The organism is Verrucomicrobiales bacterium (genome assembly GCA_016793885.1).
Classification (GTDB): Bacteria; Verrucomicrobiota; Verrucomicrobiia; order Limisphaerales; family UBA11320; genus UBA11320.
Genome location: JAEUHE010000179.1, coordinates 1 through 21830 on the forward strand (window position 1 = coordinate 1; position 21830 = coordinate 21830).

Sequence of the window (21830 nt, forward strand, 5' to 3'; positions counted from 1 at the left end):
AGGCGCTCCGGCTTCGCGCCAACCCTGGGCTTTGAGGCGGAATCCCTGTGGGATTCTAACATCTGGTCGAAGAACTTGTGGGTAATGCTCAGGGCACGACACCGCTGTTCCTTCACGCTGCCTCAACCTCTTCGAGCCACGCATTTACCAGGGGCACCTTTAGCCACTCCGTCGCGTGCAGGAAAAGCGGAGACATGTCTCCGCACTCCATAGGGCTAGGCCTCTAGCACGTCGTTGGGGAGCGGGAGCGAGATATGGACTGCGGTAGCCCTCTGCCGCTTTTGTCCCCCCGGCGGAGCCGGGATCCCCCTCACTTGCCTTGAGTGAGATACTTCCGAATCAACGCTGCGGCCGTCTCATCGGTCGCTTGTGCCGCCACATCGCCGCCCAGATTGGTGCATACCACCACGGCAAAGTTTCGCTTCGGAGCGATCCAGATGACCGCGAAATTCTTAGTGTTCGACCCGTTATGGGTGAGGACTTCGCCGTCGCCCCAGGCACGCGGAACTACATTCCAGCCCCCAGCATAGGTCGTCGCACCGCCCCCTCGGTAGGGCTGATGTAATCGCGAAAAGGTTTCCGGGCGTAGCAGGGTGCCTTGGCCTCGTGCTCCGCGGAGGTGCCACCGGGCGTAGCGAGCAAGGTCGAGAATGGTGCAATGGACGGTGCCTCCGGGCCCGATGGCCGCTGGGTTGTCACCGTTGGGACCGGGTTCGTCCGGCACATTCACCCCAGTGTCGTCACGGTGATGGCCCCACGGGCCGTTCAGCTTTCCTGGACTGGCGGTGCAACCAAACCCAACCGACCGCAATCCGATCGGACGGGCCAAGCGCTTCACCAATAGGGTTTCCCAGGGTGTTCCTAACTTCAGTTCGATCGCGTGGCCAGCGAGTGCGAATCCCGCATTCGAATACCGGAAATGCGTCCCGGGTGCATCCTGCGGTGTTTGCTTGGTGAGCAAGACGCGCGCGAGCATCGATCGTTGTTCCATCGCCGGAAGGCCGTGGCGGAGCCACAGAAGTGTCCAGAGACCGTCCTTGTCCAGGCTCTCCGGAGCGCCTGCCTGGTTCTTGAGCAACTGTTCCAAAGTGGCTGACCGCCACTCGGCTTGCATCGCATCCCGCAGATCTGGAAACAATTCGCCTACAGGCGTCGTCCACTCAAACCGTCCTTCCTGGATCAGTAGCCCTGCGAGCGAAGCCGTCATGGACTTGGTGCAGGACCCAATATGCCATCGGTCGCTCAGCCTGACTCGACGGGTAGCTCCTTCCTTCCTGACGCCCACAGCTCCCGCCGCTTGCACTTCACCATCCACCACCACCGCGGCCGCGAGGGCGGGCAAGTGATACTGTTGCCGAATCGGATTCAGGAGGGTGTCGAGAGAGGGGAGCGCCGCGACCGATCCGGTCCAACACGAGAAGAAGAGAATGGCTGTGAAATGGAGGGTGCGAGCGCTTGCCCAAGGCTGGTACCGCGGGCTACGGACACGCGAGAGGGAAAACTGGCCTTTGCTATCGAATGACTGCATCAAAGCTGGTTCTTGAGTCGAGCCCGCCGCGGCAGGCGGCAGGAACTCCGAGCGCCGTCCCGCCGAGTTAGGTGACCAACCAGTTCACGATGGACTTCTGCACGTGCAAGCGATTCTCGGCCTGCTGGAAAATTGTGTCGGCATGACCTTCGAAGGTCGCTTCATCAATCTCTTTGCCTCGATAAGCCGGCAAGCAATGCATCACTAAAGCATTCGGTTTGGCGCGATGCAGCAGCGATTGATTGATTTGATAACCTTGCAAGGTGCGAATTCGGTCCGCGGCTTCAGCCTCTTTTCCCATCGACACCCACACATCGGTGTAAAGCATGTCGGCACCGTCGGCCGCAGCCTGCAAATCGGCCGTGACAACCACATTGCCTCCGGCACGCTTCAGAATCGCTTCGGCCGGCTGAAACTCCTTCGGGGCGGCGATCCGGAGCTCGAAGCCCAGCTTCGCTGCCGCAAAGATCCAGGAGACCGGCATGTTGCACGCGCCATCTCCCACAAACGTTACCACCCGCCCCTGGATGGGCCCGCGTTTCTCTTGGAACGTGAAGATGTCCGTCAAGACCTGACAGGGATGCTCGTCGTCCGTCAGAGCGTTGATGGTTGGGATACCCGAGTACTGAGCGAACTCCTCCACATCCGCCTGCGCGAACGTGCGGATGACCGCTCCGTGCAACATGCGGCCCAAGACTCGGGCGGTATCCTTGATGGGCTCGCCTCGCCCCAGTTGGATGTCATTCGCATTGAGGAACAGCGGACGACCACCGAGTTCGTGGATCCCAACCTCGAAGCTCACGCGAGTGCGCGTGGACGATTTCGAGAAGATCAAAGCCCAGGTCTGGCCCTTCAGAGGTTGGGTGGATGGCGCTCGACGCTGTTGCTTAAACGCGACGGCATCCCGGAGGACGGCCTCCATGGCGTCGCGTGACATCGTCTCGAGGCTCAGCAAATGTTTCATGGCATCGAAATCCTGCGTTGCAGGAAAGCGGGTAGTTTGAGCAGGTCAGGCCAGCTTTGCCAATACCGATTCGAGGATTTCTATCCCGGTTCCCGCCTCGTTCCGACTGAGGTTCAGAGCGGGTAACAGGCGGATTCGATGCGTGCCGGAGGGGATCACCAGCATTCCGGCATCCTGAAGCCGGCCCACCATCTGAAGCGATGCCGCCTTCTCGGATCCAGCGAACGCTCGAATCTCGCGGGTCAGTTCGAATCCCACCATAAAGCCGACGCCTCGGACGTTCAGAATCAGCTGGGGGTATCGCTTCATGAGGCGGGTCAGCTCGGCCTGCAGAAACTCACCCGTCTCTCGGGCATTGCGCGCCAACCCGTCCCGTTCGATCACTTCCAACACCTTAAGCGCCACCGCACAGCCCAGAGGGGTGCCGCCATAAGTCGTTCCATGGGTCCCAGGTCCGAGAAGCTCGGTGTGCTTGGCATTCACCCAAAACGCTCCCATGGGGAAGCCACCTCCGAGGGATTTCGCCATGGATAAGCCATCCGGCAGGAACCCTTCCGCACCCATCACTCCCTCCAACGTTCGCTGAAAACTCTGGAATCGTCCGGTCCTGAAATGGCCACACTGCACGCCATCCATGAGCAGGAGCATCTTTTTTTCATCGCAGAGCCGACGCAACCCCAACAGGTACTCGGCGGTGGCTGGCGTGATGCCGCCCTCGCCCTGGATGCCCTCGATCAGAATGGCAACGGTGGAGGGTGACAGCGCCTCGCGGGCGGCCTTCAGGTCATTGAAGGGAATATGGCGAAAGCCCGAGACCATCGGCTCGAACCCCTTCTTCACCTTCTCTTGTCCCGTCGCGGCGATGCCCCCCAGGGTTCGGCCGTGGAACGAATCGAACGCGGTCAGGATTTCAAAACGACCTTCCTCGTGACCGAATTTGCGAGCCAGTTTGTAGAGGCCTTCGTTGGCCTCCGCGCCGCTGTTGCAAAAGAAGATCTTACCCGGGGCGAGGTGCTGGTTGAGAGCCTGGGCGAGTCGGCCCTGAGGCTCATGGTAGTAGAGGTTGCTGACGTGGACCAATCGCTGCGATTGCTCGGTCAGGGTGGCCGTGATCTCGGGATGCGCATGGCCGAGCGAGCAGACCGCGATCCCGCCGCCGAGATCCAAGAATCGCCGTCCATTGACGTCAAATAACCAGCTTCCCTGGCCGCGGCTGAGCACCAGATCAAAACGTGAATAGGTGGGAAGCACGTTCTTGTGGAACAGCTCCTGAATCGACTTTTGCTCCTGCCGAACAATGGCGGGAGGGGCCGGAACGAGATCTTTCATGGGTTGAAACGGGTTCTCACGGACAATGCAGCGAGCATAAAAGACAGAGGTTCGTCCGAAGCGCAAGCAGATGCTGCGAATGACCGATTATTTGAACGTACGTACGGAATAATCGGTAGGGGTGGGAATGCACTCCAAGAAGCCAGCGGCCTTGGCGAGGGTTTCCTGATACTCAGCTTCCGGCTGGGAATCGGCCACGATCCCAGCTCCCACGTAAAAGTGGGTTGAGTCCGGTTGGCAAATGGCGGTCCGAATCAAAATGCTCAGCTGGCTCTCGCGGTTGAATCCTAGGTAACCCAAGCTGCCCGTATAGGGTCCCCGGGTGACCGGCTCCAATTCTTCGATGATCTCCATCGCTCGGATTTTCGGAGCTCCGGTAATGCTGCCGCCCGGAAAACACCGAGCGAACGCATCCAGATGAGTGGTTCCAGGCCGGAGGCGTCCCTCCACAGTGGACACCAGATGCTGCACATGCGAATAGCGCTCGAGCTGCACCAGCTCCGGCACCTGAATGCTTCCATACTCGCAGACCCGGCCCAAGTCGTTGCGCAGCAAATCGGTAATCATGACCAATTCCGCCATCTCTTTGGCACTGGTCTGAAGCTCATAGCTCAGCTGCGCATCGCGAATTGGATCGTTCGATCGCGGCCGGGTGCCTTTGATCGGCCGGGTAACGATCTGGTCGGCACTCAACCGCAAGAACAGCTCCGGTGACGACGACGCCAAGGCGAAATCGCCAGCATGGTAGTAGGAAGCGAACGGCGCGGGCGACAAGGCCGAAAGACGCTGATACAGCGTCCACGGCGGCAACCCCGCCTCCACCGTCAACCGCTGCGCCAGATTCACCTGATAGATGTCTCCCGATCTGATATAGGCCTGCGCTTTCCGGACCGCTTCTAAAAAGGCTTCGCGCGGGAGACTCGAACGCCACAGCCCCGAAGCCAGTGCGGGTAGCAGCCGCGTTGAGGCGGTCGGGCTGTCGTGCTCCTGTGCGGAAGCGCTGGCCTTGCGCCAAAATTCGGTGGCCTGGGCAGCTCGCGTTTCGTCTCGGGATCCATCGGGGGACAGCCCCGTGCTCACGATCCAGGCTTGCTGCAACTCATGATCGAAGACCACCAGACTGTCATAAAAACCGACGACGCAGTCGGGGAGTTCCAAATCGCCGGTTGCCCTGCGGTTTAGCCGGGGCTCTACGAAATTCTTCAAGTCGTAACCCCAGTAGCCAAAACAACCGCCCAGCGGGAACGGGAAATCGATTTCGTCCAGAAGCTCACACCGGGCGAGGAGCGAGGCTTGAAGTTTCCAGGGGTCGCCATATTGGACCTGGGTTCCGGCGGCCGTGGTGATTTCGCAGCGAGCACCCCAGGAACGGAACGTGAGGAAGGGGCGGGCGCCCACCAAGGAATAGCGCGCCCGCTGGGGTTGAAGCCGGGCGCTTTCCAACAAGAAGCTGCCCGCCTCCGCATGAAATCGAGCCGCGAGCCCCTGGGGACCTGACTGCCACGGGACCTGTTCGATCAGCGGTCTCATGCGTCAGTCCAGATAGAGAAACTCGTTCAGGTTCAGAAGCACCCGGCAAACCTCGGTCAGGCTTCTTTGAGAAAGGAGCTGCTCGCACTCGCGCAGTTCCTCGGGAGCCGGGGGGCGCTGCAGCACGAGCTGGAAGGCACGCCGGATCTGGGCGGAGCCCCCAGCCTCGGACTCGCGCGAGACGCGCTCGGCTAGCGCGCGAGCACTCTGCACGGCCAGCGGCCCGTTCAGAAGTGCGAACGCCTGGGGGGCGACGATGGAAACCGTGCGGCGAGCGCAGGACGTGCTGTTCTCCGGAAGATCGAAAGTCTCCAGAAACGGCACCCGCACCGTTCGCTTCTGCACCAAGAAAACGCTGCGAACATGCTGGTCGCCCGCCGGGGAGGGATACCAGCCCTTGGTTTTCTCGGCATTGTCGTCGAGGAAGGCGGGATTGGCCTGCAGCACTTCGGGCGGGAGATCCGGCCAGGCGGGGGGGCCTCCAGGCCGGAGCTGTAGCTGACCGCTGGTCAGGAGCAGGGCGTCCCGAAGTTGTTCGGCTGAGAGCCGCCTCAGACTCTGCGTTGCATAGAGCGCGGCTTGGTCAGCGTTCTGCCCGGGCAAAGTCGCAACGCTTGGCGGGTTCCCCAAGCTGCGGCTTGAGCTTTGCCGGTAGGTGGCGCTGAGAACCACCGTGCGATGCAGGGCTTTGATCGAGTAACCACCCTGGATGAACTGCTCCGCTAACCAGTCGAGCAACTGGGGATGCGTCGGGCGCGACCCCGCGAGTCCAAAATCGTTGGGAGTTGCCACCAGAGCCCGATCGAAGTGTTGCTGCCAGACCCGGTTGACAAGAACCCGCGGCGTTAGCGGGTTCTGGGGATGCGTGATCCAATGGGCCAAAGCCAAGCGACGTCCGCTGGTCTTAGGGTTGGCTGGCTTGACTACCGGCGCAGGGTTGGGATCTAAGGCCGATGGAAAACCAGGCTCCACGGGATCGCGGGGACTCTTGTAATCGCCCTGGAACAAGATGCGCGTGACTGGGATTTTCTCTCCGTTCTCAGACATTAACAACCCCTGAGTCCAAGGCTTCAGCTGAGCCTTCAGCTCGGAAATCCGTTGCGCCACTGACTGTTCCGCCGCTTTCTCCTGCTCGCGCTTAGCCAGCGCGGCCTTCACTTCCTTGTCGGAGGGCTCCACCTTTTTTCGGATCCCCTCCAGGCGGCTTTTGTCCGCGTCTGAGGGAGCTTCCGGAGGCTTTTCGAGCAGTGTTCGTTCGTCGGCCGATAGCTTGGTCAGCCGCTCCTCGCGCAGGCTCTGACGGACTCGATCCAGGATGGCTTGGCGATCTTTCTCCAAGGGTGCGATGTTGCGCTCGAGGTTCTGGTTGAACGCACGGATCCGTTCTTGGTCGGCGGCGAGATCGAGGGGGAGATCGTCGGCTGGCCTCACGCCCTCAAAGAATGCCCGCATTCTGAAATGATCGGCCTGGGAAAGTGGATCAAACTTGTGGTCGTGACAACGGCAGCAGGACATCGACAACCCGAGGAAGGCCGAGGAGGTGGTCTCGGTCAGGTCAGCCAGGAGCTCGGCACGGCTCCGGTCCTGTTCATTGAACGCGGCCGAGGAATTATCCTGCGGTCCCAGTCGGAGGTAGCCGGTTGCAATGAGATAATCCTGCTCGGCGGGAGAGGACGGAGGGCCTGCTAGCAATTCATCACCGGCCAGCATCTCGCGCACCAGCTGGTCGAACGGTTTGTCGGCATTCAAGGAGCGAATGACGTAATCCCGGAAGCGCCAGGCCTTCGGCCGGAACTCATCCCAGTCGAAGCCATTGCTGTCGCTGTAGCGAATGACATCCAGCCAAAGCCGGGCCGCATGTTCGCCGTAACGCGGGGAAGCCAGCAATCGATCTACCAGATGTTCATACGCCAACGGAGATGGGTCCGAGACGAAGGCGGCTACTTCGGTTGGGGAGGGTGGAAGGCCCGTGAGATCAAACGTCAGCCGACGGATCAAGGTCCGGCGATCCGCTTCAGGAGCCGGCTGGGATCCAGCTTTTTCCAAGGAGGCGAGAATGAAGGCATCCAGGGGACTTCGAACCCAAGGGTTCGTGGCCGATGCGGGTAAGGCGGGCCGGGCTAGGGGACGAAACGACCACAGGTCCAGCCTCTGGCCCCCGAAAAGGCGGGTGATGGGATTCTTGGGATCGCTCCAGGCGTCGCCCACTCGCTCCCCCGGCGTCTGAGCGGCTGTCGAATTCGTAGAATGCCCCTGAGGCCACGGCGCGCCGGCGCCGATCCACCTCTCCAGCACCGCGATATCGGCGGGCGTGAGGCGTTCCTTCGGTGGCATTTCGAGGTCCTTTTTCTGGTGAAGCACCACTTGGACCAGCAGGCTTTCGGAAGGTTTTCCGGGGATCAAGACCGGGCCTGACTCGCCCCCTTTCAGCATCGCTTCCCGTGAATCCAAGCGGAGCTGCCCCTTTTGCTTGTCTGGGCCGTGACAGCTTACACAACGGGATTCGATCAGGGGTTGGACTCGGTCCTGAAAGAACGTCGGCGCGAGGGTGTCCTGAGCCTCTAGCAGAAAAGAGCTCCCAAGCACCATCGGCAAAATGCACCATGCAACCGTCACAGCGGGAATATGTCAGAGGAAGGTTGGTTTGACCAGTGGCCTGTGCGGGTTAATCTGCGGGTGGAGGGGGCAGGGAACCTGCCCGGGCCGGAACTGCCGGCCTCGGCAGCGTTAAACCCGAAATCGAAAATCCTAAAGGAGAATCCTCCTCCTTCTTCTGGCATTTTTGCCGTCCGCCTGCCATTCTTTCCCTCATGTTCGCCATCCCACAGAACTACACCCGGCGCGGGTTCCTCGCTCGTTGCGGAGCTGGTTTTGGCTCGGTGGCCTTGGCGACGTTGGCGGCCAGCCACGCACGGGGTTTGGGATCTCAGCCTCCCACGATTGATCCCCTGAATCCGTTTCTCTCCCGCGCTGGGCACCACCCCGGCCGAGCCAAGTCGGTGATCTTTCTTTTCATGGTCGGAGGTCCGTCGCAGGTGGACACCTTCGACTATAAACCCACGCTGCAAAAACTTCACGGCAAGCCAGTACCCGAGTCGATTCGCAAGGCCGTCACCGGCACCAAATTCGCCAATGTGTTTCACGGGTGCAAGGATGAGCTGCTCGCCAGCCCGTGGGGTTTTCATCAGTATGGTCAAAGCGGCATGTGGGTCAGCGACCTGTACCCGAATGTGGCCCGTCATGTGGACGACCTTTGCTTTGTTCATTCCTTGCAAGCCGATAGCAACAATCACGCCCCCGCCAGCTACCAGCTCCACACCGGCGACATTCGGCCGGGGAAAGCCAGCCTGGGATCCTGGGTGACCTACGGGCTAGGCACTGAGAATCAGGATTTGCCGGGATACGTCATGCTATTCGATGCCGGCCCATTGGGGGGAGCGGCCAACTACTCCAATGGCTTTTTGCCGGCGGCTTTTCAGCCCACGCGATTGCGCGATACCGGTTCTCCGGTTCTGGATCTAACGCCGCCTCCCGATTTCGCTTCCGGACAAAGGCATTCTCTCGACGTGCTGCGGACGCTGAACCTGCGACATCGTCAGGGACGGGAAACCTACACCGAACTGGATGCGCGGATCGCGTCCTACGAATTGGCCTACCGCATGCAAGCCGCGGCCCTGGAAGTCGGTGGCCTGGATAAGGAATCTGACAGTTTGAAAACCAGCTACGGGGTGGACCATTCCGACAAGCGCCTGGCGAGCTTTGGGCGAAAGTGCTTGCTCGCACGTCGGCTGGTGGAGCGCGGAGTGCGCTTCGTTCAGCTCTACGACATGCCGGACAAGGATGGATGGGATGCCCACGCCAAGCTCACGGACAACCACACCCCGCGCGCCCGATGGACGGATCAACCGATCGCTGCGCTCCTCGCCGATCTGAAGCAACGCGGTCTTCTCGACAGCACGCTGGTCATTTGGGCCAGCGAGTTTGGTAGAACGCCCATGATGCAAGGAGACCTGGGACGCCAGCACAATGCCGCGGGTTTCACCGTGTGGATGGCCGGTGGGGGCGTGCGACCCGGGATGCGCATTGGATCAACCGACGAGATCGGGCTCATGGCCGCCGACCCCGGGCATCCCATGAAGGACCTGCATGCGACCATCCTGGCTGCGATGGGTTTGGAAAACGACGCCTTGTATTTTCCTTTGGAGGGAAGACAGGAACGGCTCACCGGAGTGGCGAATAGTGCCAAGAAAATTCCGGGGGTATTGGGGTAAGAGTCGCCCCTGGTCGGAGGACAGGAGTCAGGGGAAGCCGGGTTACCGCGGCTCTTACCCATCTGGGTTTTCAAGAGCCTCTTGACGCCATGGACTTTCGCCAGCGAACCTCCGTTCATTCATGAGACCTACTTTGATCGCCCTCATCATCCAGGCGATGCTCCTCAGCGGCCTAGATGTCGTCTGGGCTCAGTCCAAGGCACCGTTGCCCGGCACGTTTCGTGTCACTCCCGCCGCGACCGGCACGCAGTGGATCCGCGCTTCGATTCCCTTGGGCCCTCAGGTGCTGACCAACCCGGCGTCCCTCCGGCTTCATGACGGCCAATCCCAAATGACACCTGCTGTTCGTCCGCTGACCTGGCACCATGGCGAGGGCCCTTCGATCCAAGGAATTCGGCGAGCCTTGGTGACATTTCTTTACGACTTCCGAACTTTGGACCCGGTTGATTTTCGACTCCAAACCGAGGCAGCCTCCGAACCGCGCATCGGCTCCTTCCCCCTGCGGCTCGGCTTCGAGGGCGATCGCTTGCTGGCGCGAGGTAGTAACGGCCCACTTTGGTCCGCTCGACTTCTCGCTCCACCCCGCACCGCGTCGACGCCTCCACGCGCCGAGCTCGTGGAATCGAATCAGTGTTTCCTTTGGACGCGGTTTCATTTTGCCGATCCGGACTGGCCGCGCATTGTCGAAATTCGGCAGGATTCCATGGGCGGACTAGTCGTAGTTGCACACCTGCAACGGAACCAGCCCACCAATGGGTGGGCGCCTACGCTGGGATGGGAGATCCTGCTCACAGCGAATCAGGCCCAATGGGTTGCGAGTCCCGGCTCTCCTTCGTCCGCCAGCGGTCCTGCCATTCACTCTTACGAGCAGGGGGCAGGAGGTAGGTTGGTGTTTGGGGAGGACTCCGCTCAATTGTATCACCCAACAGCTCCCTTCCAGCGGCGCGGATGGAGTGAGTGGACGCGAGTGGAGGACCTCAGCTGGCGCTATCGTTACTATCGCTCCCGTGTGGAGGAGAAGATTCCCATGCAGCCCATGAGTTGGCGTCGCGCCGAATTTGTGATCACCCCCCGCGGGGTCGCCCCGCTCACCCCCGCATTGGAACCACCTCATGCCATCACCTTCGCCATTCCGGATTGGCAGCGGCTCCATGCGTTCGCGGAGACCCCTGATCTCAGCGCTTACCCGAGACTATTGGAACTTTTGGAGTATCATCGCCTTGCCATGAGCCGCAGCGCGGCGATGGGCGATGACTGGGGAAATGTGACCGGGTATTCCGACGGTTCAACCCAGGCGGGGAACTTCGGCATGAACCGGCTCAACCACTGCCCGCCCCTGTTCGAAGAGGGATGGCGCAGCGCCGATGGCCGACTGCGGCAGGTAGGCTTGCTCTGGTGTGACAACTTTTACGATCTCAGCATCTGGTGGGGTGCGAAGGCCCGCGGCGGCACCCGCTACAACAACATTCGAGCCCAGAATCAAAGCCCACCGGATGACGACCAGGCCTTCATGTGGAGATCCAACAGTTCAGTCAACTTCTGCACGAAAGGGTACGATTCTTTCTATCTAGCTTACGAGGAATCGGGAGATCCCCGGATGTTGGAGGCGTTGCAGGCTCAGTTGGGCTACGCCGAGGAACACCTGCATGTGGATCGAGGGGAATGCCGCAACATCGGTGATGCACGAGACTTCGTGCGGCTGTACCGCTGGACAGGAGAACGCAAACACCTGAACGAGGCGCTTCGCCTGTTCCGTCAACTGCGCACCAAGCTGTCCACAGGAGATCTGTTTGACCAAGGAGGGAAACCTCTGACGGCGGAGCCGCCTTTCATCGAAGACGATGCAGCCGGTTTAAAGGTAGGATATGCCAAGCCCTACATCATCGGTTACGCGCTGGCGGGTCTACCGGAACTGGCAGGATTCGTCCCAATGGAACCGAAGCTTCGGGAGGTCATCGTGGCGGTGGCTGATTTCATGGCCGCCAGCCAGGACCCGGTGGGCGGCTGGCGCTACCCGCATCCGCGATCGAGTCATGTGATTATGGGACAAGCGATCGAACACGCCTGGCAACTGGTTCAGGCCGATCGCTATCTCGGACCCCAGGCTTCGCATCTCGACGCGATCGAACGAGTCTTGCGCCAGCGAATTCAGGGTTGGCTGCTGACAGGGAAACTCTTCGCCGGGCTGACCGGCTGGGAACTCGCCACTGGAAAAGTCAAAGTTCAGCAGGAGATCAACGCGCTCTACCCGCATCCTGAGGATCGGGATTTTCGACGGGACTACACCGAAGGGCGCGCCGATTGGGGCTCAAGTCCCCCCGAAGGGTTGGTTTACTTTCCGGAAGTGTTGGCCTTTTACCTGAAGCATCGTCCGGCCAGCCGACTGATGGAGGCGCCCAAACCGGACGAGCCGTTAGGCCAGGTGCTCAGTCGAGTGAAGGTAAGGTAGGCTGAAGATCCGCGATGCGCCCTGTATCGTCACGGCGGTAGGGCGAGATTCCACTCGAGCCCACTCTTGCCCCAGCTCGGGATTGATAGGTGGGCAACTCCGCGAGGGTCGACAGGCGGTCGTTAACCACTTGGCTCTCCATGAACTCTTTCCCCTCCGCGTTCTCCGCGCCTCCGCGAGAGATTCCGGCAGTCCTTCCGAGTTAGGGGAAGGATCTTTTCTCGCGGAGGCGCGGAGAACGCGGAGGAGTACTAAACCAGTGAGAACCGAAGGATCGTGCTGATCAGCCCGATCAAAGCCTGCTCCCCTCCATGAACCAAGCCTCGTCAACCGGCTCCTACACTTCGGACTGTAGGCGAATCTCGCCCTATGCCATCCCAAAAAACCGCTTCGCATTCTTGCTTAAAATCTTCTCGGCCAAACGCAACGCATCGTCGATGGCGAAGTAGCCTTGGTCGACCTTCTCGGCCAGGACCTCGGACAGAAGACGTCGGGCTAGTCGCATCGTGGCCCAAGTTTCTTCAGCATGCCAGTTATCGCCGCCGATCATCAGGCGCGATTCATCGGGCAAGAGTTCAATCGCCTCATGCAAGGCCAGTTTAAAATGCGAAGGACTGAGCAGCAGAGACCACGTCAAATCAATCCAGATATTGCGGTAAACGAAAGCCATCGCCAGCAGGTCCCGACTCCACGGATACGCCAGATGCATCAGCAGGAAACGCGTCTGCGGATGCCGCTCGATCAACGGTGCGACATTCAACGGGTGGGATCCTTGAATGATGGCGGTGCCGAGGTGCATCTGCATGGGAACTCCGGTTTGGGCGGCGATTCGACACAAATGGTCGACGACAAAGTCTCCGAAGGCCTTCTTCTCGGCGGGGTCGGGTTTAGGTTTTCCCCACACGGCGCGAGCTTCTTCGATAGATCCAGCGTCGAAGTGAAGGTCGCGGTCATACGCCAGAGCGTTCTTCAGTGCAACCTGTCCCCGGTCCGCCAAGGTGGCTACCAATCGGGTGCAACCCGCGCGAAACTCATCGAAATCTCCCGCCGGCGACCCGATGCGAGCCAGCAATTCCCGGCCGGAGTTGCCGTTATGGTCCCGCGATTCGGGATTCCACGCACAGGCGAGTGAGTTAATCCGCATGACGGATCGGTAAGAAGCGCCCAGCGCTTGACGGGCGTCCAGGAGCGGATCGGTGTAGGGGTCGGTGATGGTGGACTCGATTCCAGCCTTCGACTGCAGTTCGGCTGACCAACTGGGCCGGGCATGGGCCGATCGAATCGCGGCATCGATTTGTTCCCAGTTGCCTTGATGGATTTTTGATTCTCCCGGCGCGTGGAGGTCGAGGATCGCGTGAACGAGGTTCCGAACGAAGTGGTTGGATCCACAGTCCTCCGTGAACCGCCGGATGTCCTCCCAACACGCGTTGCTCGCGTCTTCGAGCATAGGGTCCGACGTGCGCGACTCGCTGGGTAGCGGGTAGGGACGAGCGACCGACCAGCCCGCATAGCTCTGTCGGAGTAGGTTGAGCAGGCCGACGGATCGCGAATTAAAGATCTCCGGAATATGATGTTCGTGGACATCCACGATTGTCATCCTCGACACGGCCTCTCGAATGATAGGTAGCGAGCTCATGAGCTCGTGAGCATGCGCCGAGCCGGGGCGGGTGACAATCTGAGAGTTGCCTGAGGTTGGCTCGCGAGCCTGAGTGGAAGCGGGTCAGCCAGGTGGTGAAGTTATCACAGACTCGGCGGCCTTATGTCGGGCTTTCAGCCCTGGATGGGAAGGGCTATGGGTGCCTCGGATTGTCACCCCAGGCTGGGATGGGACGCACCATTGGTGCTTGGGAGCGAGAGGTTACCGTTCCGGTATCGTGGTTCAACCCGCGTGGATGTAACGAGGTGCCTTAAATCCGCCTGCGAATGATCTGAGTCCAGAGAGCGTAGCCATCGGCGTTGAGGTGAAGGCCATCGGATTGAAACAACTCGATGCGAAGCTCACCCGACGACCTCAGCATCGGGGTGAACACATCTATGTAGCCCACCCGACTCTGCGTCTTCGCCCACTGCGCGATGGACTCGTTGGTGGTCTTGATCCGGTCGAACAGATGCCAGCGTGCTTTGCTGGGTTTGACGGCAATATAGTCAATTCGAACGCGAGGCAGTCGCGCTCGAACACGGGAGACAAAGGTCTGAAAGTCAGTTAGCACTTGCTCCGGGCTCTTCCCGCTCGCGAGATCATTGTCGCCCTCGTAGACAAGAATATGTCTAGGAGAATAGGGGAGCACGATGCGTTCAAGATAGTGGTTCAGGTCGGACATCTCCGAGCCGCCAAACCCGCGTCCCAACACATAGCGCTGGGGAAAGTCGGTTTCGAGGGTCTTCCAAAGCCGGATACTGGAGCTGCCGGTAAACAGGATCGCGCCGGGTTTGGGGGGGTGAGCGCGATCCTTTTCCTCGAACTGCCGAATCTCCTTCTCCCAGCGTTCGGCGGACTTCGGAGCCGCCGCCGATCCAGATACAACCAGGCCGAATAGAGCGAGCGCCACGACGAAAGGATTCAGGAGCCGGAAAAGATTCATAGGATGGGGCCCACTAAGGAGAATTGAAGGACGGGTGTCAATTCGGCAGTGGCGGTTCACCTCGATGCTCGTCGGATTAGAGTTGTCAGGAGTCAGGTGAACGAGGTCACGCCTTGGCGGTCGAAGTCCCGAACCCGGAGGGATCGCGGCTGGGAGAGCCTAGCTTTCTGACTAAACAAGGGACCCTTCTTGCGTTTGCTTTAGGCGCTGCGCTGCGATCCTCCGAGGCCCTGCATCGTGGAGACTACGATTTCCATACGCTTGGAGATTTCCGTCGTGGCCTCCACCTGCTCCCGCACCGAGGTGGAGATGCTCGAGGTGTTGCCATGGATCTGATGGATAAACTTCCCAATGCCTTCGATCGCGGACTGAACGTTCGTGGAAGATCGCCTCAGCAGATCAACTTGGGTGGCGATGTTCTCGATGGCGTTACTGGTGCCTTGCGAGAGATTTTTCACTTCCTGAGCCACGACATTAAAGCAGGCCCCATGCACCCCGGCTCGAGCCGACTCGATGCTGGCATTCAAAGCGAGCAGCTTGGTCTGACTCGCGATCTGGCTGATCAAGGTGACTACGCTCTCGATCTCCTGGGTAGCCTTCATCAGGGCGTTCATGGCCGACAACGTGCGATCGGTTTCGGACACCGCGGTGCTGGTAAGCTCGCTCGACAGGCCCGCTTGTCGAGAAATCTCGTTGGTCGTGGCGGAGAGTTCCTCGCAGGCCGCCGCAATCGACCCCGTGGTTTCGGTCACATCCTTCACGACGCGTTCCCGCTCGGCCTGGAATTCGGCTATGCGCCCCGCATCTGTCTTCATCTTCAGCGCGGCACGATTAATGGTGATCGCAGCCTTGCGATACGATCCCGCCAACCCTTGGCACAAGATGGGGCGTTCGTAGTGTCCCTCACTGCACTGGTCCATGGCCGCGGAGGATTCCCGCACGTAGGCATCGGCGACATCAAGCAGGTGATTAATCGAGCGGGCTAGAGGGCCGAGCGACGTGTCGTCGCAAAAACCGCTCAGGCGAGCTTCCAGATCACCGGCCGCAGCCCGGGCACAAACCTCGGCCATGTGATTGAGTCGGCCATCCAAATCCCCAGTGGGAAGCGCGCGCGATACCAATTGTAGGGAGTCGGTTAGCCCTTTCATACCGCCGCCTCCAATCGGGTGCTGGCAGACAGGCCAAAGACGAACCCTCGATAGTCGATGTTCTGGTTTCGGAGCATTCCGAGGAACAGGTTGTAACCTGCGCCAACGGCTTTTGCTCGTTCGTGGTGTCGCTGTTCTTCGGCTAGAAGCTGGGCATAGAGTTTTCTCACCTTGGGCAGGGCGTCGGGCGCGGGAACACGGCGATTCGAGTGGTATCCAATGCACTCCCCGGAGGCGTCAAAACTAGGCGTCATGTGGGCAAACACCCAGTAGTGCCCACCGTTTTTGGCAAGGTTGATGACATAGGCGAAAATCTCCTGGCCGCTCTTGAGGGTGTCCCAGGCCAGCTTAAAGACGCATCCCGGCATATCCGGGTGGCGGATCAGGTTATGAGGCTGGTTCAATAACTCCTCTTCGCGATACCCGGAGACGCGCATAAACACGTCGTTGGCGTAGGTGATGATTCCACGAGTGTCTGTTTTACTCACGATAAACTCGTCATCGCGGAATCGGATCTCTTCTCCGGTAGGGGCTAGCTTGCTCAAGGTGGACATGATCGTCAGGTGAACCGGGATTCACGGCTCTAGTGGAATTTCGACAATCCGGGGCAAATCCTAAGGGGGATATCCTCAACATTTCTTGGCCTAGCCGCCGGTCCGCCTTGTCCCCACTGCACTTGCGTCCGGTGGAGACAAGCCAGACAGGCTTGCGAGTAACGATTTCAATCGAGCAAGCCTTGATTCAGGCGAAGGCTCACAGCGAAGCCCTCCACTCGATCCGCCTGCTGATTGACCAACCGGTCCAGGTCATCGAGTGATCGGATAACCGTCTTTCGATAATAACCCAGCGAGCTGTCGTTCTCGATCATGGCTGGGTTGGCCCCGCTGGCCATGGAAGTCACACGATCGACCGCGGGAGGGAGGACTGCGGTTCCAGATCGATCGAACTTCCAAGCCCCGATGAGGAGCGCCAGCACCGCCGCTGCCGCAGCGAACCTTGGCAGCCAACTCCGCCTTGGATCGACCAAGCACGGCGGCGAAGCAAGTGGCGTTGAGTTCCTGATCTCCAGGGCCACGCGCTCGTAGATCTGAGTGGGTAGGGTAGCGGGTTGGAGATGATCCGCCGCCTCTGTCTGGCGTTGGCAGAGGGTCAGGATTTCTTGGTGGTACTCTTTGCACCCGGGGCAAAGGTCTAAATGTTCTTGGACCGGGGCACTCGCCGCTGACGAAAGGCTGCCCGCCGCGAAGAGGGCGATGGATTTGCGGTGCTGAGGACAAGGCTTCATAGGGTTGGAGTGTCGTTGGAGCGGGACTGGAGCTTCCGGAGACGTTCGAGGCCATGGAATAGGCGCGATTTCACGGTGCCGACCGAACAGCCGATCGCCCCAGCGATACCCTCCAAGCTCTCGTCGGCGTAGAATCGCAAGTAGAGAACGAGGCGTTGCTTTTCCGGCAACTGATTAAGGCTTCGAAGGAGTTGACCGGCCTGTTCGCCTAGCTCTGCTTGTAGACTCGGGCCGGGTTCCGGATCGGACAGTTGAAGGAGGTGAGACTGCACCTGCTTTTCTGAGCCGCCAAACAGCCAGCTAAACGGGGTGGGAAGACGCTTCCGCAAACTGTCTCGGTGTCTATGGATGAGAATGCTGCAGAACCAGGTGAACAATTGGCACTGGCCGTTGTATCGCCGCAGCGACTTCCAGGACTGGACGAGCGTTTCCTGCACGAGATCTTCTGGAGACCCGCGTCCGCCACACAGCGCCTGGGCTTGGCGGAGTAAACGGTCCCCGTACAAGCGGCAGAGGCGATCGAACGCCTCTGTGTCCCCCCGTTGAGCCCGCGCCACAAGCAGCAGTTCATCGGGCGCGGGCTCAACAATGGTCAGGATTTTCGGGGGGACGTTCACGATTTTAGCAAGCGAGGGGTGACGCTGACCGTCGCTATTTCAGCGGTTTTCCGGCGTCCTTTCCATAAGGATAAAACGCTGGGCCATCCTTTTCCGCGAAGATCAGCACGCCCGGCGCGTCCCCGAACCCGAACTGGGCACGCAGTTGGAAACCTCGCCGGGCTCCGTTGAGTGAAAACGGTTGGAACTCGAAGGGCAAGCGGGTTGAAGGATCGATCACGCTGTTCAAACCGGTTTCGCCTTGGGTGGTGTAGGCAACCGCGGCTCGGAGCATCGAAAGTTTCACCTCGGCCTCAAACTGCTTCGCGAGTGACCGATCGAAGGGCCCGAGAAACTCTCGAGCCAGCAAGTTCGGCTGGTTCTCGATCTTTTGGTTGAACTGCTTGATTTGAACGGAGGCTTGCGAATAGGGAAGGCGGAGTATGCTTTCCAGCTCCGTGTAGAGAGGATCCAGTTGCTTGACGTAGTTCATGAGCCCGTCCATGGATCCCCCCGCCGCAGCCAAAACGTCCTTCGCCCATTCGGGTCTAGGTTGATCCGGAGTGGACACGATCATCTGTAGGAGGGCTTGCGCCTTCTCGAGCATCTCTGGTTCGTTCTTGGCCTCTGCTTTTAGGTCGGCGAGTTTCACCAAGATCCATCCATACATGGATGATCGCTCGGTCGAGATGGAATCGGCGATGCTGCCGCGAGCGGGAGCGGCAGCGAACCCTGCCATTACTTCCTTCAAGGTTTCTGGTTTGAATCGGTGATAGTTGTCGACGACCGCGTTCATACAGATGTTTTCGATCGCGAATTGGACCAATGCCGAGATGAGAATCCGGTCGGTGGCGAGGTTTCTTCCCTCAATGAATGCAGCGATCAGTTCGTCGCGTGCCGCGGCCTGGTTGCCTTGCTGGAGATGCCAGCTCACCCGAAGCCGGGCGGCCTGGGCTACCGCCTTGGCCTTGGCCAACCCAGGGAGGAGCGCTTCTGGACCATCCGTGAGGTCGTATCCCCAGACACAGGGGACCTGCGCCTTGCCCCCGCGATACAACAGTTTGAAGACGCTGTTATAGCGGGACAAGAGCTCCCCGGCTCGGGGGGGGAGAACCTGGCCGCGCCACTCGTTGGTGAATAAGTAACCCCGGTCAGCTTCCGAGAAGTCGGGGATCTGAGCCCAGGCCTGCCAGTAGAGCAGGGCGGGGTTGATGTCTGTTCGGAATCGTTCGGCCGCCTGGAGATGCGCCGCGTTACCAAGGTATAAACCTATCAGAGAAAGAATGATGCGTTTGAGCATGGGATCTATTTGGTTGTGCTGATTGGAGTTCAGTTCGCGGCCGCTTGGGTGTTCATCGCAGAGGAGACGCAAAAGGTTCAAAGTATTTGTAGGGTTTACGGGATGAGAACCACGGATAGAGGTCTGTCCCTGCCTGCGAGGCGGCAGCGGATGAGGTCTGTCCCCAGTGAGGCGGTTCAGGGTGAGGCCTGTCCCTTGTCGGGGATTCTTGGGTTTGATGCGGTTGGATTGCGGCTCGGCCAGCGCGCGACGACAGAGGGGCGGGGAAGGGGACCTGCAGCGCGGATAGGCCCGATTTTGCTCACCTGGCGTAGGCTTTAGGCCCCACCCGCGGTTATGAGAATGGTGAGTAAGAATAATACCTCATGCAAAAACCTGAAAAAACCCTTGTGAAATAATTCACACTCCGGCAATTTCACGCCGCTCTTAGCGGTGACCCTTCATCTCGCGTCGTTTCTTTATCGTCGAGATGGCGACTTATTTATCACTCATGCGGCTGACAAAATTGATCTTGGCATTGGCTTTGGTTCTGGGATGGGTATCCCTTTCCCAAGCGGCAGAAGGCACCCACGCTGCGGCTACGGCGGTCGCGCACGCCGCTGAAGGAGCACATGGGGACGCCCATGGCGACGGCGGCCACGCTGGTTTGCCTCCCGCGGCCCTTGAGGTGTTTAACATCGGCGGTTTACCGGTCACCAACTCCATGGTGGTAACGTGGGTGGTGGCTCTGCTGGTGATCCTGTTTGCACGAATGGCGACTGCCAACATGAAGCAGGTGCCCGAGGGGGCTCAGAACTTCTGGGAGTGGCTGGTGGAGAGCTTGCACAATTTCCTTTCTGGAATTATCGGCGGTGAACTGGTGAGCAAGACCTTCTGGTTCTTCGCGACGGTCTTCATCTTCATCCTCTTCACGAACTGGTTCGGACTTATCCCGGGTGTTGGCACCGTCGGATGGGGCAGCCATTCAACCGGCAACCTGATCCTCCCAACTTTTGATCACGTCGAGAGGCCGCTTCTCCGCGGTGGTAACGCGGATCTGAACATGACCTCGGCCATGTCGATCGTGTTCTTCGCTTGCTGGATCGTTTGGGCTCTGCGGGCGAACGGTCCGGGCGGTTTTATCAGCCATATCTTCGGATACCGCGGCGATGCCAAGGGCGGGATGCGCGCCCTGCTGGTTGCGGTCTTTTTGGCAGTTGGCCTGCTCGAGGTCATCTCCATCATGTTCCGTCCAGTCTCCCTTTCCTTCCGTCTTTACGGAAACATCTTCGCCGGTGAGAACCTGCTCGAGGCCATGGCCGTCATGGGCGGTAAGTATTTTGGCTGGTTGGTCCCGCTGCCGTTCTACGGCATGGAGCTGATTGTCGGTTTGGTTCAAGCGCTGGTGTTCACGTTGCTCACCGCGATTTTCACCTCCTTGATCTGCGCTCATGGCGACGGTCATCACGAAGAGCATGCTCACGATCATGAGCATGGGCCTGACTGTAAACATGACCACGATCATGGTCATGGTCACAAGAACGCGGCGCACTGAGCCACGCTCAATTTAAACGATTTCGGACGTCGGACCGTGGCAAGACTGCGGGGGCGAACGAGAACAAAAGAAAGGATAGTCTATGGAAATGCTCGCAGAAATCACGGGCAGTTTGCACGTCGGTCTGGCTGCTATCGGTTCGGCCATCGGCGTGGGTATCATTGGTATGAAGGCATCTGAAGCGGTCGGACGTAATCCGGGCGCGGCTGGTGCTATCCTGACGCAAGCGATCATCAGCTCAGCGTTGGCTGAAGGTATCATCTTCTTCGCCATCTTCTTGGTGAAGTAACACCTTAGCCTCCTGGGCTCCGGCCCGGGAGGCAACCCCTTTTAAAAGAGCGACTATGGTTAACTGGTTTTTGATGGGAGCAGCGGCAGCGGGAGAACAGAGCATTCCGGCGAAGATCGCCGAGACGTTCGGATGGAATCCGACCTTGTTCATCTCCCAGGTCATCAGCTTTTGTTTGGTGGCTTTTCTACTGTCCAAGTTTGCTTACGGCCCGATTTTGAAGGTGCTGGATGAGCGGCGCCGGAAGATCGCCGAAGGTCTAGCCAACGCGGAAAAGATCAAAACCGAACTCGCCAACGCCCAAGCCAAGTCTCAGGAAATCCTGACCAAGGCCAGCGCGGAAGCGAACAAGCACATCGAAGAGGCGCGCCAGGCCGCTGCCAAGGTGTTTGAGACCGAATCGCAGAAGGCGATTGCCACCGCCAACGACATCATTGCCAAGGCTCGTCAGGCCAGCGAAGCGGAGCTCGCCCGTATGAAGGCTGAACTCCGTCGCGAGGTTGGACGTCTGGTGGTTCAGACCACCGCGAAAGTTGCGGGCAAAGTGCTCTCGCCTGAAGACCAGCAACGTTTGGCCGACGAGGCCACCCGCCATCTGGCCGCCTAATATTCCGCTGGAGCTACGCCTCGCATGAAAATCTCCAAGAACGCTCGCCGGGACGCCAAGTCGCTCTTCACTTGCTGCAAGGTGAACGGCATTCTGGACGAAGCGAAGGTTCGCCAAGCGGTGACGTCCGTCATCGCTCAGAAGCCCCGAGGCTACGTGGGCGTTCTTTCCCACTTTCAACGATTGGTGAAGTTGGAAGTCGCCAAGCGTACCGCCCGGGTGGAAAGCGCGGTGGCCATCACCCCAGCGATCCAAGCGAACATCGAACGCAGCCTGATCCAGAAGTACGGACCGGGTCTCACCACCACCTACAGCCAGAATGCCGCCCTGATCGGCGGATTGAAGATCCAAGTCGGCAGCGACGTGTATGACGGGAGCATTCAAGCTCGCCTGAATGCGTTGGATGAGAGTTTTTAAA

Annotated in this window: 18 protein-coding genes; 6 read left to right on the plus strand and 12 right to left on the minus strand. The window is 59.6% G+C overall.

Translation table 11 applies throughout. The features are described 5' to 3' along the window. Positions 1-310: 310 nt before the first annotated feature. From JNN07_20345 to JNN07_20365, 5 genes are all read right to left on the minus strand, one after another. Positions 311-1528, minus strand: a complete 1218-nt coding sequence (locus JNN07_20345; protein MBL9170096.1) for a beta-lactamase family protein — start codon at positions 1526-1528, stop codon at positions 311-313. A 67-nt stretch (positions 1529-1595) separates the two neighbouring features. Then, positions 1596-2492, minus strand: coding sequence for an ornithine carbamoyltransferase (gene argF / locus JNN07_20350; protein ID MBL9170097.1), 897 nt, complete (start codon positions 2490-2492; stop codon positions 1596-1598). A 45-nt stretch (positions 2493-2537) separates the two neighbouring features. Further along, entirely contained in the window at positions 2538-3821 is a 1284-nt protein-coding gene (locus JNN07_20355; protein ID MBL9170098.1) for an acetylornithine transaminase, read from the minus strand. Positions 3822-3908: 87 nt separating this feature from the next. Continuing rightward, positions 3909-5351 (minus strand): anthranilate synthase component I family protein, encoded by a 1443-nt coding sequence (locus JNN07_20360; GenBank protein ID MBL9170099.1) that lies wholly within the window; start codon positions 5349-5351, stop codon positions 3909-3911. Positions 5352-5354: 3 nt separating this feature from the next. Continuing rightward, on the minus strand, positions 5355-7967 hold the full coding sequence (locus JNN07_20365; GenBank protein MBL9170100.1) for a DUF1549 domain-containing protein: 2613 nt from the start codon (positions 7965-7967) through the stop codon (positions 5355-5357). 194 nt (positions 7968-8161) lie between these two features. On the opposite strand from JNN07_20365, the gene JNN07_20370 reads away from it, so the two are divergent. Together JNN07_20370 and JNN07_20375 are read left to right on the plus strand one after the other, a co-directional pair. Further along, positions 8162-9622, plus strand: coding sequence for a DUF1501 domain-containing protein (locus JNN07_20370; protein MBL9170101.1), 1461 nt, complete (start codon positions 8162-8164; stop codon positions 9620-9622). A gap of 121 nt (positions 9623-9743) precedes the next feature. Then, a complete protein-coding gene (locus tag JNN07_20375) occupies positions 9744-12071 on the plus strand; it encodes a hypothetical protein (protein MBL9170102.1) in 2328 nt (775 codons plus the stop codon). Between the two features lie 367 nt (positions 12072-12438). Here the strand turns inward: JNN07_20375 and JNN07_20380 are convergent, their stop codons facing one another. From JNN07_20380 to JNN07_20410, 7 genes are all read right to left on the minus strand, one after another. After that, a complete protein-coding gene (locus JNN07_20380) occupies positions 12439-13707 on the minus strand; it encodes an amidohydrolase family protein (GenBank protein MBL9170103.1) in 1269 nt (422 codons plus the stop codon). A 271-nt stretch (positions 13708-13978) separates the two neighbouring features. Beyond that, on the minus strand, positions 13979-14653 hold the full coding sequence (locus JNN07_20385) for a hypothetical protein (protein MBL9170104.1): 675 nt from the start codon (positions 14651-14653) through the stop codon (positions 13979-13981). Between the two features lie 200 nt (positions 14654-14853). Further along, positions 14854-15801 (minus strand): methyl-accepting chemotaxis protein, encoded by a 948-nt coding sequence (locus JNN07_20390; GenBank protein ID MBL9170105.1) that lies wholly within the window; start codon positions 15799-15801, stop codon positions 14854-14856. After that, a complete protein-coding gene (locus JNN07_20395) occupies positions 15798-16355 on the minus strand; it encodes a PAS domain-containing protein (GenBank protein ID MBL9170106.1) in 558 nt (185 codons plus the stop codon). Before JNN07_20395 ends, JNN07_20390 begins: the two co-directional genes overlap by 4 nt. 167 nt (positions 16356-16522) lie before the next feature. Beyond that, complete coding sequence (locus tag JNN07_20400) at positions 16523-17086, minus strand: hypothetical protein (protein MBL9170107.1); 564 nt, start codon at positions 17084-17086, stop codon at positions 16523-16525. Further along, positions 17083-17703 carry a sigma-70 family RNA polymerase sigma factor gene (locus JNN07_20405; protein ID MBL9170108.1) on the minus strand — a complete coding sequence of 207 codons (621 nt, stop codon included), beginning with the start codon at positions 17701-17703 and terminating at the stop codon, positions 17083-17085. Before JNN07_20405 ends, JNN07_20400 begins: the two co-directional genes overlap by 4 nt. A 34-nt stretch (positions 17704-17737) precedes the next feature. Next, complete coding sequence (locus tag JNN07_20410) at positions 17738-18982, minus strand: hypothetical protein (GenBank protein ID MBL9170109.1); 1245 nt, start codon at positions 18980-18982, stop codon at positions 17738-17740. Positions 18983-19472: 490 nt separating this feature from the next. Here JNN07_20410 and atpB point away from each other — a divergent pair, with 490 nt between their 5' ends. The 4 genes from atpB to JNN07_20430 all read left to right on the plus strand — a co-directional run bounded on the left by atpB (position 19473) and on the right by JNN07_20430 (position 21829). After that, the gene (gene atpB / locus JNN07_20415; GenBank protein ID MBL9170110.1) at positions 19473-20516 is read left to right on the plus strand and encodes a F0F1 ATP synthase subunit A; all 1044 of its coding nucleotides are present in this window, start codon (positions 19473-19475) and stop codon (positions 20514-20516) included. 82 nt (positions 20517-20598) lie between these two features. Continuing rightward, entirely contained in the window at positions 20599-20805 is a 207-nt protein-coding gene (locus JNN07_20420) for an ATPase (protein ID MBL9170111.1), read from the plus strand. 73 nt (positions 20806-20878) lie between these two features. After that, a complete protein-coding gene (atpF, locus tag JNN07_20425) occupies positions 20879-21412 on the plus strand; it encodes a F0F1 ATP synthase subunit B (GenBank protein MBL9170112.1) in 534 nt (177 codons plus the stop codon). Positions 21413-21436: 24 nt separating this feature from the next. Continuing rightward, positions 21437-21829 carry a F0F1 ATP synthase subunit delta gene (locus JNN07_20430; protein ID MBL9170113.1) on the plus strand — a complete coding sequence of 131 codons (393 nt, stop codon included), beginning with the start codon at positions 21437-21439 and terminating at the stop codon, positions 21827-21829. The last annotated feature ends 1 nt before the right edge of the window (position 21830 follow it).